The organism is Novisyntrophococcus fermenticellae (assembly GCF_018866245.1).
Lineage (GTDB): Bacteria > Bacillota > Clostridia > Lachnospirales > Lachnospiraceae > Novisyntrophococcus > Novisyntrophococcus fermenticellae.
In genome coordinates this window covers 2,597,834-2,609,766 of sequence record NZ_CP076458.1, presented here as the reverse complement: position 1 = coordinate 2,609,766, position 11,933 = coordinate 2,597,834, and the positions used below count along the sequence as shown (strand labels likewise).

Annotated in this window: 13 protein-coding genes and 7 tRNA genes; all 20 read left to right on the top strand. The window is 45.0% G+C overall.

Translation table 11 applies throughout. The annotated features are described in order from the left end of the window. Window positions 1-59: 59 nt before the first annotated feature. The 20 genes from KNL20_RS11970 to glmM all read left to right on the top strand — a co-directional run bounded on the left by KNL20_RS11970 (window position 60) and on the right by glmM (window position 11,925). On the top strand, window positions 60-404 hold the full coding sequence (locus tag KNL20_RS11970) for a hypothetical protein (protein WP_230397965.1): 345 nt from the start codon (window positions 60-62) through the stop codon (window positions 402-404). Window positions 405-608: 204 nt separating this feature from the next. Next, the gene (locus KNL20_RS11965; RefSeq protein WP_230397964.1) at window positions 609-911 is read left to right on the top strand and encodes a rhodanese-like domain-containing protein; all 303 of its coding nucleotides are present in this window, start codon (window positions 609-611) and stop codon (window positions 909-911) included. 142 nt (window positions 912-1,053) lie between these two features. Then, on the top strand, window positions 1,054-1,596 hold the full coding sequence (yfcE, locus tag KNL20_RS11960) for a phosphodiesterase (protein ID WP_230397963.1): 543 nt from the start codon (window positions 1,054-1,056) through the stop codon (window positions 1,594-1,596). Then, a complete protein-coding gene (locus KNL20_RS11955) occupies window positions 1,597-2,745 on the top strand; it encodes a THUMP domain-containing class I SAM-dependent RNA methyltransferase (RefSeq protein ID WP_230397962.1) in 1,149 nt (382 codons plus the stop codon). Beyond that, complete coding sequence (locus KNL20_RS11950; RefSeq protein ID WP_230397961.1) at window positions 2,745-3,353, top strand: XTP/dITP diphosphatase; 609 nt, start codon at window positions 2,745-2,747, stop codon at window positions 3,351-3,353. Before KNL20_RS11955 ends, KNL20_RS11950 begins: the two co-directional genes overlap by 1 nt. Before the next feature lie 33 nt (window positions 3,354-3,386). Next, a complete protein-coding gene (locus tag KNL20_RS11945; RefSeq protein WP_230397960.1) occupies window positions 3,387-3,866 on the top strand; it encodes a metallophosphoesterase family protein in 480 nt (159 codons plus the stop codon). 137 nt (window positions 3,867-4,003) lie between these two features. Continuing rightward, window positions 4,004-4,078, top strand: a tRNA-Pro gene (locus KNL20_RS11940). A gap of 9 nt (window positions 4,079-4,087) precedes the next feature. Continuing rightward, a tRNA-Gly gene (locus KNL20_RS11935) sits at window positions 4,088-4,158 on the top strand. A 3-nt stretch (window positions 4,159-4,161) separates the two neighbouring features. Continuing rightward, window positions 4,162-4,235 (top strand) — tRNA-Arg (locus KNL20_RS11930). Between the two features lie 19 nt (window positions 4,236-4,254). Next, window positions 4,255-4,328: transfer RNA gene (locus KNL20_RS11925), tRNA-His, on the top strand. Window positions 4,329-4,349: 21 nt separating this feature from the next. Continuing rightward, a tRNA-Gln gene (locus KNL20_RS11920) sits at window positions 4,350-4,421 on the top strand. A 9-nt stretch (window positions 4,422-4,430) separates the two neighbouring features. Continuing rightward, window positions 4,431-4,503, top strand: a tRNA-Lys gene (locus KNL20_RS11915). 62 nt (window positions 4,504-4,565) lie between these two features. Beyond that, a tRNA-Leu gene (locus tag KNL20_RS11910) sits at window positions 4,566-4,646 on the top strand. Between the two features lie 125 nt (window positions 4,647-4,771). Then, window positions 4,772-6,190 (top strand): transcription termination factor Rho, encoded by a 1,419-nt coding sequence (rho, locus tag KNL20_RS11905; RefSeq protein WP_230397959.1) that lies wholly within the window; start codon window positions 4,772-4,774, stop codon window positions 6,188-6,190. A 107-nt stretch (window positions 6,191-6,297) separates the two neighbouring features. Then, entirely contained in the window at window positions 6,298-6,498 is a 201-nt protein-coding gene (rpmE, locus tag KNL20_RS11900) for a 50S ribosomal protein L31 (protein ID WP_230397958.1), read from the top strand. Window positions 6,499-6,584: 86 nt separating this feature from the next. Next, complete coding sequence (locus tag KNL20_RS11895) at window positions 6,585-7,565, top strand: DUF1385 domain-containing protein (RefSeq protein WP_230397957.1); 981 nt, start codon at window positions 6,585-6,587, stop codon at window positions 7,563-7,565. Continuing rightward, window positions 7,558-8,421, top strand: coding sequence for a peptide chain release factor N(5)-glutamine methyltransferase (gene prmC / locus KNL20_RS11890; protein WP_230397956.1), 864 nt, complete (start codon window positions 7,558-7,560; stop codon window positions 8,419-8,421). Before KNL20_RS11895 ends, prmC begins: the two co-directional genes overlap by 8 nt. Window positions 8,422-8,551: 130 nt before the next feature. Continuing rightward, the gene (prfA, locus tag KNL20_RS11885; RefSeq protein ID WP_230397955.1) at window positions 8,552-9,628 is read left to right on the top strand and encodes a peptide chain release factor 1; all 1,077 of its coding nucleotides are present in this window, start codon (window positions 8,552-8,554) and stop codon (window positions 9,626-9,628) included. Window positions 9,629-9,646: 18 nt separating this feature from the next. Beyond that, entirely contained in the window at window positions 9,647-10,576 is a 930-nt protein-coding gene (locus KNL20_RS11880) for a nucleotidyltransferase family protein (protein ID WP_230400108.1), read from the top strand. After that, complete coding sequence (glmM, locus tag KNL20_RS11875; protein WP_230397954.1) at window positions 10,576-11,925, top strand: phosphoglucosamine mutase; 1,350 nt, start codon at window positions 10,576-10,578, stop codon at window positions 11,923-11,925. Before KNL20_RS11880 ends, glmM begins: the two co-directional genes overlap by 1 nt. The last annotated feature ends 8 nt before the right edge of the window (window positions 11,926-11,933 follow it).

Sequence of the window (11,933 nt, the reverse complement as noted above, 5' to 3'; positions counted from 1 at the left end):
TATTTTGAATTAATTATAGCATACTAAGAGCGTAATCATTAAAAAGGAGGAACCAAAACATGACTAAGAATTATAGCGATGATTATAACAACAATCAGAATAACACAAGTAACGCCAGTGACTACAGTGGAGCATATTCTTCTAAGAACGCAAGTGACTGCGGAGATAAGTATTCTTCCAAGAATACAAAATCCAAAACAACCTCTAAGAATTCGAATTCTAACAATGCAACTTCTAAAAATTCGAATTCCAGCAATGCAACGTCCAGAAATTCGAATTCCAGCAATACAACATCCAGAAATTCGAATTCCAACAACGCAACTTCTAAGAATACGACTTCGAAAAACACAACTTCTAAAAATTCTTATGGCATGAATGCGTTTGATTCTGAGAACAGGTATTAATTACAGTTCAGAAACTAAGTTTAGTAAACTGTAAGAAATTCAAAGGCGGGCCTTTGCTTAATGCAAGCGGGGGCCCGTTTTTCATACCAAAGTATGCAAGGAAAGCTGCCGGTGGCAGGTTTTCTGTATACCAGATTTCTGCAAAATTAAATAACAGCAGACAATAACTGACCATATATTATAGTAAAAAGAAGAAGGGTCAATATGAAGTCTCTGGGTATGATTTCTGCGGATGCGCTGGATGAATATGTTCACCAGCCTGGCGCTTTGATTATAGATCTGCGAAGTAAGGAAGAGTATCGGCGGTCGCATGTTGAAGGTGCAGTCAATATACCATATGAAGAGTTTGATGACAGCACGCAGCTTCCACGTCGTAAAATGCTGATTCTCTATTGCGACCGGGGTTCGGCCAGCCTCGCAAAAGGAAGAGAACTGGCCGGGAAAGGATATCGTGTACAATCTGTAACAGGAGGTATCCGTGCATACCGTGGAAAATATTTGATTTAGAATTGATTTCTAAGATGGGCTGCTGCAATGCGGCAGCCTTCTCTTTGCACAAATAAAAAGCACTTGTCGATTTTCAGATGTTCTTGTATACTAAAAACTATGATAGTTATTTGAGCTTGTTACAAACAGCAGGAGGTGCTTTATGAAATATATGTTTGCGTCTGATATCCATGGTTCAGCATTTTACTGTGGAAAGATGTTAGAAGCATTTGAAGAGGAAGGAGCCGGCCGTCTCGTACTTCTGGGAGACCTGCTATATCATGGGCCCCGCAACGATTTGCCAAAAGAATATGCTCCGAAGCAGGTAATTGCCATGCTGAACGAATATAAGCACAGAATTCTTACAGTGAGAGGAAACTGTGACGCAGAGGTAGATCAGATGGTGCTGGAATTCCCAATTATGGCTGACTATGGAATACTGACAGAAGAGAAGAAAACTTTTTATCTGAGTCATGGGCATATTTACCACGAGGGGAATCTGCCGCCGCTCCAGAAAGGAGATATATTCGTATATGGGCATACCCATGTACTGCGTGCAGAGAATAAGGACGGACAAGTCTATCTGAATCCAGGCAGTGTATCACTGCCTAAAGAGGGAAATGTCCCCAGCTATGCAATACTGAATCAGAGTGTATTTACAATTAAGGGTTTTGATGGAACAACAATTAAGGAACTGGAGATTTAGATGGAAAAATATGAATTAATCACCCCATGCCACTTTGGGATGGAGGCGGTGATGAAGCGTGAGATACAGGATTTAGGGTATGAGATCAGTTCTGTAGAGGACGGGAAAGTGACATTTACAGGGGATGCGGAAGCGATTGCATATGCCAATGTTTTTCTGCGTACCACAGAACGTGTTCTGCTTCAAGTGGGAAAGGTAGAAGCAGAAACATGGGATGAACTCTTTGAGGCAGTGAAGGCCCTTCCCTGGGAACATTACATTCCAAAGAACGGTAAGTTCTGGGTGGCAAAAGCAAATTCGATAAAAAGTAAGCTGTTTAGTCCTTCCGATATACAGTCCATCATCAAAAAAGCAATCGTAGAGCGTCTGAAAAAGGTGTATCATATGGAGTGGTTTCCGGAAGACGGGGACAATTATCCGATCAGGGTTTCTTTTATGAAGGATGTTGCGACCATTGGTCTGGATACTTCGGGCGTTTCTCTTCATAAAAGAGGGTATCGCCGTATGACAGTCAAGGCTCCTGTCACTGAGACACTGGCTGCGGCTCTTTTGATGCTGACGCCATGGAAATGGGATAGAATACTGGTCGATCCCTTCTGTGGAAGTGGAACTTTTCCGATTGAGGCGGCCATGATGGCTGCAGATATGGCACCGGGTATGAACCGGAATTTCCTTTCGGAAGACTGGGGGCACCTGATTCCCACAAGGTGTTGGTATGATGCAATGGATGAGGCCAGGGAGCGGGTGAATCTGGATGTGGAGACGGATATTCAGGGGTTCGATATCGATGGAGATGCAATTAAGGCAGCCAGGGAAAATGCAAAGATGGCGGGCGTTGAAAAACTGATACATCTCCAACAGAGGCCGGTTGGCAGTCTTTCTCATCCTAAGAAGTATGGCTTCATTATAACAAATCCTCCTTATGGGGAACGATTGGAGGAAAAAGCAAATCTGCCGGGGATTTACCGGGCACTGGGAGAACGCTATGCTGCTTTGGATGCCTGGTCCATGTATCTGATTACCAGTTACGAAGACGCCCAGAAGTATCTGGGGCGGAAGGCAGATAAGAACAGGAAAATATACAACGGAATGCTGAAAACCTATTTCTATCAATATTTGGGACCAAAGCCACCGAGAAAGGCAGATTAGTGAAAAAAATAATATTTGCAACCGGTAATAACGGGAAGATAAAAGAAATCAAAGAAATAATGAAGGAACTTAAAATTCCCGTTCTTTCTATGAAGGAGGCGGGAATCCATGCCGATATCGTGGAGGATGGAAACACCTTCGAAGAAAATGCAATCATAAAGGCGAAGGGTGTGGCGGCTCTTATCGGGGACAGAGGGGAATCCATTGTGTTGGCAGATGATTCAGGCCTGGAGATTGACTATCTGAATAAAGAGCCCGGAGTTTATTCCGCAAGATACATGGGTGAGGAGACATCATACCGGATTAAAAATCAAAATTTGATTGACCGTCTCGAGGGGGTTCCCGATGAAAAGCGTACCGCCCGGTTTGTATGTGTTATTGCCGCAGTCCTTCCGGATGGAGAGATTGTCACGACAAGAGGAGAAATCGAAGGAAAGATTGGGTATGAGGAACGTGGAATAAATGGATTTGGATATGATCCGATTTTTTATTTACCGGACATGAGCAAAAGCACGGCCGAACTCATGCCGGAAGAGAAGAATCTCATCAGCCATCGCGGAAATGCACTAAAAGATATGAAAGAGGAATTACAGAAGAGGCATATGTAAATGTACGTGAAAAGCACGTCGGTGAGGTAAAGTATGAAGATATTAATTGTTAGCGATACGCATGGACAGGCAGAAAATCTTGTAAAAGTTCTGAATAAGGTAAAACCATTGGATGCGCTGATTCACTGTGGAGACATTGAAGGCCAGACAGATTATGTTCAGATGATTTCGGAGTGTCCCTGCTATATGGTTGCAGGGAATAATGACTGGGGCACCAGTTTGAAGAGGGAAATGGAATTCTCATTGGATGATTACAGGGTATTATTGACACACGGCAATACTTATGGTGTTTCTATAGGAACGGAGCAGCTTCGCGATGAGGCGGAAAGCCGCGATATACAGATTGCCATGTTTGGGCATACACACAGACCGTTTCTCGAGGAAAAAGATAATTTGGTATTGTTGAATCCCGGTTCTTTAAGCTACCCCAGACAGATGGGGCGCAGACCGAGTTATATAGTTATGGAAATTGACCAGTATCATGAAGCACACTATAAGATTTGTTTTCTTTGAGAAGAGGGCTAAGGCATTACATAGCTTGTCTAAAGAATTTGAAAAAAGTGTTGACATTTTAAAAATGCTGTAATATACTATTACTTGCGTCAAATGCTTGTGCGCAGCGCACGGGCACGAAGTACAGTGAATATTCACGGGGTGTGGCTCAGCTTGGCTAGAGCGCCTGGTTTGGGACCAGGAGGCCGCAGGTTCGAATCCTGTCACCCCGACTGTATTATGCGGGTGTAGTTCAATGGTAGAACACCAGCCTTCCAAGCTGGATACGTGGGTTCGATTCCCATCACCCGCTTACGTGTTTGTAGCTCAGTTGGATAGAGCAACGGCCTTCTAAGCCGTGGGTCGGGGGTTCGAATCCCTCCAAGCACGTCTTGCTTAAAATATTATGGTGGGTATAGCGCAGTTGGTTAGCGCGCCAGATTGTGGCTCTGGAGGCCATGGGTTCGAATCCCATTATCCACCCTGCCGTTCGTGGCGAATCATTGGGCTATCGCCAAGCGGTAAGGCACAGCACTTTGACTGCTGCAGTCGCTGGTTCGAATCCAGCTAGCCCAGTTTATATAAGGAGCATTAGCTCAGTCGGTAGAGCACTTGACTTTTAATCAAGTTGTCCGGGGTTCGAATCCCCGATGCTTCATAAAAGCAAGTCTTGGACAAGGCTTGCTTTCACTATATCAGATAAAACATTCCTGTTTATCAGCGGTCATGGCGGAATTGGCAGACGCGCAAGATTTAGGTTCTTGTGTCCGTGACGTGAGGGTTCAAGTCCCTCTGACCGCACTTAATGCCAGAGTATGCAAGAGGCTGCCAGTGGCAGCCTCTTTGTATCCAGTCTATAATTACCCCCCAAAAAAATAGAAAACATGGAAACTGTGAATGGAACAATTAAATAAAAGGAGTTTGCTATGACAAAAGCGCAATATGAAACATTACACCTCAGTAAGCTGAAGGAATTAGCCAAAGCCCGGGGATTAAAAGGGATATCTGTTTTAAAAAAAGATGCATTAATACAAAGAATGCTGGAAGAAGATGAAAAAGAGGAGATACCTGAACAGGAAGAGAGGACCGGAAAAGAAGAAACGGTTGTAAAAGAGCCTGACCCGGTACGCGGGCGCAGTGATAACAGCTCGGGACAGACATATACGAAACCAGTCAATGACGGTGATGAGCATTCCAGAAAAGATTTTGACCGGCTGGACAGTGGTGAAGAGGTAGAAGGAATTCTTGAGGTCATGACAGATGGTTATGGATTCATTCGTTCCGACAACTTTCTCCCCGGTGAAAATGATGTCTATGTAGCTCCTTCCCAAATCAGACGGTTCCGCTTGAAAACAGGTGATATCCTCAAAGGGAACACCAGAATCAAGTCCCCCACAGAGAAATTCTCAGCATTGCTTTATGTAAAGTCAATCAATAATATGCCTCCATCGGTCTGCGCCAGGAGGATGAATTTTGAAGATATGACACCTATCTTTCCAAATCGCAGAATTTATCTGGAACGTAAAGGCGGAAGCACCGCCATGCGTATCGTAGATCTCGTGAGCCCGGTTGGAAAGGGACAACGAGGTATGATTGTTTCCCCGCCAAAGGCCGGCAAGACAACCTTGCTGAAGGATGCCGCAAAGTCCATTCTGAAGAACAATCCGGAGATGCATCTGATGATTCTCCTGATTGATGAGCGTCCGGAAGAAGTGACGGACATTAAAGAGGCTATTCAGGGACCTAATGTGGACGTGATTTATTCAACCTTTGATGAACTTCCGGAGCACCATAAGAGAGTTTCGGAAATGGCCATTGAACGCGCAAAACGTCTGGTTGAGAATAAGAAAGACGTGGTTATTTTCATCGACAGTATTACAAGACTTGCCCGTGCCTATAATCAGACGGTTCCGCCCAGCGGAAGAACTTTATCAGGTGGTCTGGATCCGGCAGCACTTCATATGCCGAAACGTTTCTTTGGTGCTGCGCGAAACATGCGTGAAGGAGGAAGCCTGACAATTCTTGCCACTGCCCTTGTAGATACGGGAAGTAAGATGGACGACGTGGTTTATGAAGAATTTAAAGGTACCGGAAACATGGAACTTGTCCTGGATAGAAAACTGCAGGAAAGACGCGTTTTCCCGGCCATTGATATTGCCAAATCCGGAACCAGGAGAGAGGATCTGCTGCTTTCAAGGGAGGAAATGGAGGCTGTAAACATCATGAGAAAGGCACTTAACGGTATGAAGGCGGAAGAGGCTGCTGAAAATCTCATGAACATGTTTACACATACAAAAAACAATCAGGAAGTGGTGGCAACAATCCGCCGCCAGAAATTCATATAAGGACTTGCAATCATTTTAAAGTTATGATATAATTTGAAAGCTGTTTAAAATTCGAAGTTATGTGGTATACCCACAAATAGATAACATATGTAGAAGAGGTGAAAAAGATGAAAGAAGGAATCCATCCAGTTTATCACGAAGCGACTGTTACATGTAACTGTGGCAATACATTTACCACGGGTTCAACTAAAGAAGAAATCCATGTGGAAATCTGCTCCAAATGCCATCCGTTCTATACGGGACAGCAGAAGGCGGCATCAGCTCGTGGACGTGTTGAGAAGTTTAACAAAAAATATGGTATAAAATAAACATGGGTAGACGCTTGGGTTGAGGTTGGAAAATCTCAACCCTTTTTACTATTTTTTACTATAATAAGTTATTCAGAGGTATTCACATGAAATCATCCAACATCGGCGGACAGGCTGTTATGGAAGGAATTATGATGCGCCATGGTGATGCATATTCCATAGCAGTTCGTAAACCAGACCAGGAAATAGAAGTAAAAGTAGAGAAATATAAGAGTCTCATCAAGAATAAAAAAGTGCTCAGCCTTCCGATTATCCGGGGGGTGTTCAGCTTTATAGATTCGCTCTTAATCGGAACCAAATGTCTGATGTATTCTGCTTCGTTTTTTGAGGACGAAGAAGAAGAGAAAAAGAACATAACGAAGGAAGAACGCGAGAAGCAGGAGATGAAACAGGCAAGTCAGGAAAAGTGGCTCATGTATGGAACTGTGGCATTTTCTGTTGTGATTTCTGTTGCTGTTTTCATGCTCCTGCCCTATTATCTGACCAGCCTGCTGCGCCATGTAACCACATCTCAGGGAATCTTAGGGTTTGCAGAATCTTTGGTTCGTGTGCTGATATTTTTGCTGTATCTGGCCCTTATCTCCCATATGAAAGATATTCAGAGAACGTTTGAATATCATGGTGCTGAACACAAGTGCATCAACTGTATCGAGCATGGCCTGGAATTAAATGTGGAGAATGTGATGAAAAGCTCCAGAGAACATAAACGCTGCGGCACTAGTTTCTTATTCTTTGTTATGATTGTCAGTGCGGTTTTTCTGATGTTTATACGTGTGGATTCTGCCCTCTGGCGGGTCCTGATTCGTATCCTTCTCCTTCCGGTGATTGCTGGGGTTTCCTATGAAATCATACGCCTGGCAGGAAGAAGCGATCATAAACTGGTGAATCTGTTAAGTAAACCCGGCATGATGATTCAGCACATGACAACACGTGAACCGGACGAGGAAGAAGTCCAGGTGGCGATTACGGCGGTGGAGGCCGTATTTGACTGGCGTGCTTATCTTGCAGATAATTTTGATTATTCCTACGGGGAGGCAGTGTCTGCTTCAGGAGAAGTTTATGAATGAAGGGAATACGCCCCTGCGGTCTCTGAAGGAATGGAGAAGCTATGGGCAGGGGTATCTGAAAGATGCAAAAATTGAAGATGCGGATACAGATGCCTGGCTGTTAATGGAATATGTCTGTAAAATGAACAGAAACTACTACTATTTTCATATGGATGATTTTATGGAAGAGAAAGCTGCCCTCAGGTATCAGGAGCTGATTCATAAAAGAGCTGCTCACATTCCGGTACAATATCTGACCGGTGAAGCCTGGTTCTATGGGGAATCCTATCTTGTGGACGAGCACGTACTGATTCCCCGCCAGGATACGGAAGTTCTGATAGAAGAAAGCCTGAAGCGTCTAAAGCCCGGTATGCATATACTGGATTTGTGCACCGGCAGCGGATGTATCCTGCTCACACTGATTCGAAACGCTTCCGTAACAGGAGCAGGAAGCGACATATCACCTGAAGCTTTAGCAGTGGCCGAAAAAAACCAGAAAAGACAGGGATTAAAAGACTGTAGCTGGATAGAAAGTAATTTGTTTGAAAAGATTGATGGAACCTTCGATATGATTACGTCCAATCCTCCCTACATCCCTTCCGGGGAAATCCCCGGATTAATGGAAGAAGTCCGTGACCACGAACCGGTTCTGGCTTTAGACGGACACGAAGACGGCTTGTATTTTTACCGAAAAATCATAGACCAGTCCCGCCGTCATCTGAAATCCCAGGCATGGCTCTGTATGGAAATCGGCTTTGATCAGCCCGATGCCCTGACAACTCTGCTGACAGAGGCCGGCTATACCAATATTCAAATAATAAAAGACCTGGCAGCGCTTCCAAGAGTAGCAGTTGCCCAATGGATATCGAAGTGCTAAAATGATACCAGGGTCAAAAGGGCATGCGTTTCATGCTCAAGATAACGACAACCAGAAAATTGGCATCTGAGGAGCGATCTGGAACATCCCGGATGCCGATTTTCGTCCGTACTCCAAAGGAGGCCCCAAAATGTTTGATAAATTAGAAGACATTCTGATCCGGCTGGAAGAAATCCTAAGACAACTGGCTGAGCCCGGAGTGGCCGGTGACTCCGCCAGATTCCAAAGACTGATGAAAGAACAGGCAGAACTGCAGCCTATTGCAGAGGCTTATAGAGAATATAAATCAAATAAACAGACGATAGAAGACAGCCTGTCCATGCTGGAAGAAGAGAATGATGGAGAGATGAGAGAGATGCTGAAGGAAGAACTCTCATCAGCGAAAAAACGCGTAGAGGAATTAGAGCAGGAAATAAAGATTCTTCTGCTTCCGAAAGACCCCAATGATAACAAAAATGTCATTGTTGAGATACGTGCGGGAGCAGGTGGGGATGAGGCGGCCCTGTTTGCGGCGGAGGTATACCGCATGTATGTGAAGTATGCGGAGAGCCGAAACTGGAAAACAGAGATGATAGATGTCAATGAGAATGGAATCGGAGGGTTCAAGGAAGTGACATTTATGATTAACGGAGCAGGCGCTTATTCCAGAATGAAGTATGAAAGCGGCGTACACCGGGTTCAACGTGTTCCGGAGACGGAAAGCGGAGGCAGAATCCATACCTCAACCATAACGGTTGCTATTATGCCGGAGGCTGAGGAAATTGATTTCCAGCTGGATATGAATGATTGTAAATTTGATGTGTTCCGCGCCTCCGGAAACGGCGGGCAGTGTGTCAATACCACTGATTCAGCTGTCCGGCTGACACATATTCCCACAGGCATTGTGATATCCTGCCAGGATGAAAAGTCCCAGCTCAAAAACAAGGACAAGGCTTTAAAAGTTTTGCGTTCCCGACTTTACGAGCTGGAGTGTGAAAAGCAGCACGATGCAGAAGCGGAGGCCAGAAGAAGCCAGGTAGGGACCGGTGACCGCTCCGAAAAGATAAGAACTTACAACTTCCCTCAGGGACGCGTAACAGATCATAGAATCAAACTGACACTGCACCGCCTGGATGGTATTTTGAACGGTGATCTGGATGAAGTGATTGACAGCCTTATAGCGGCGGATCAGGCCGCAAAGTTAAGTAATTTACAAGAGAGCGCATAACTGACAAAGGAGAAAATGATGAAAAAAACTGCCTTAGTAATCATGGCGGCAGGAATAGGGAGCCGCTTTGGAAAGGGAATCAAACAACTGGAGCCAGTGGGAGAAAGCGGTGAAATCATCATGGATTATTCGATCCATGATGCTCTGGAAGCAGGATTTAACAAAGTGGTATTCGTAATCCGGAAAGACCTGGAGGAAGACTTCAGACATATCATAGGTGACCGGATAGAAAAAATTACCGAGGTGGTATATGCCTTCCAGGAGCTTGATGACCTGCCGGAGGGCTTTACAAAGCCTGAAGGAAGGACAAAACCCTGGGGAACAGGTCAGGCTGTTCTCTGCGCGCGGGATGCAATACAGGAACCGTTCGCAGTCATTAATGCAGATGATTATTATGGGAAAGAACCCTTTATAAAACTGCATGAATATCTGATGGAAGAGCATACAATAGAACAGGGCGTCCACCCAATTTGTATGGCAGGTTTTATGCTGGGCAATACTTTAAGTGAAAATGGGGGCGTTACCCGTGGCATCTGCAGAACAGATGCGGATGGGAATCTGATTGGAATCGATGAGACGTCCAACATTGTTAAGACATCTGCGGGAGCAGCTGTAAAAGGGGCGGATGGTATGAAACCTGTGGATGTGAAATCGCTGGTTTCCATGAATATGTGGGGGATGCAGCCTGAATTTCTGGAAGCTCTGGACACAGGGTTCAAAGAGTTTTTAGGCAGGATGGATAAAGAGGGGAACAAGTGTGAATATCTCCTGCCCATATACATTGATGAATTGCTTAAAAAAAGAAAAGCACAGGTAAAGGTACTTAAAACAGATGCAACCTGGTTCGGTGTGACCTATCAGGAGGACAAGGAGGCTGTCGTTAAAGCTTTTCGGCAATTGATTGCAGCCGGCGTTTACAGTGCGAAATTGTATAAGGAGAGCAGATAATGGGAAAATATTTTGGTACAGACGGTTTTCGGGGAGAAGCCAATATCGATTTGACTGTAGAACATGCCTTTAAGGTAGGCCGCTTTTTGGGCTGGTATTTTGGGAAAGAGCACAGGGCATCCATTGTGATTGGAAAGGACACCCGCCGCTCCAGCTACATGTTTGAGTATTCACTGGCAGCCGGCCTTACTGCATCCGGTGCAGATGCATACCTTTTACATGTCACTACCACACCAAGTGTTTCTTATGTGGTGAGAACCGAGAATTTTGATTGCGGAATTATGATTTCAGCCAGCCACAATCCCTTTTACGATAATGGAATTAAGGTGATAGGCGGACAGGGGCAGAAGCTGGAAACATCCATTGAAAAGCAGATAGAAGCTTATATTGATGAGAAAACTCCACATATTCCATTTGCCACAAGAGAAAATATCGGAAGAACCATAGATTTTGCCGCAGGGAGAAACCGTTACATAGGGCACCTCATCTCCATTCCTACCCGCTCCTTTAAAAATGTACGCGTGGGACTGGATTGTTCAAATGGGAGTGCATCTTCTATTGCAAAAAGTGTATTCGATGCGGTCGGAGCGAAAACCTATGTGATCAGTAATGAACCGGATGGTACAAATATCAATAAAGACTGCGGATCCACACACATTGACCAGCTGCAGAGGTTCGTAAAGGACAATCAGCTGGATGTGGGATTTGCCTATGATGGGGATGCGGACCGCTGCATCGCTGTGGATGAGCGGGGAGAGATTGTGGATGGAGACAGTATCATGTTCATCTGCGGTAAATATATGAAAGAACAGGGGAGGCTGAACGAGGATACAATTGTTACCACGATTATGTCAAATCTGGGCCTTTATAAGGCTTGTGACCGGGAGGGTATCCGTTATGAGAAGACTGCTGTAGGTGACCGCAACGTCTGTGAAAATATGATGGCGAATGGTTATTCTCTGGGCGGTGAGCAGTCCGGACATATTATATTCAGTAAGCATGCTGCGACCGGTGATGGTATCCTGACGTCTTTGATGGTCATGGAAGTAATCCTAGAGAAAAAAACATCGCTCCATACACTGGCAAATGAAATCACAATCTACCCACAGCTGCTTAAGAATGTACGGGTTTCCAATAAGAGAGAGGCCAGGGAGAATCCGGCCGTGCAGGCAATCGTAAAGGAAGTGGAAGATGCGCTGGGAGACGAGGGGAGAATTCTGGTCAGGGAAAGCGGAACAGAGCCGGTAATCCGGGTGATGGTAGAGGCTGAAGATCAGAGTCTGTGCGAAACATATGTAAATCGTGTGCTGGAAGTGATACAGGCGGAGAATCTGGTGGCAGAGGGATAAAGCGGAGA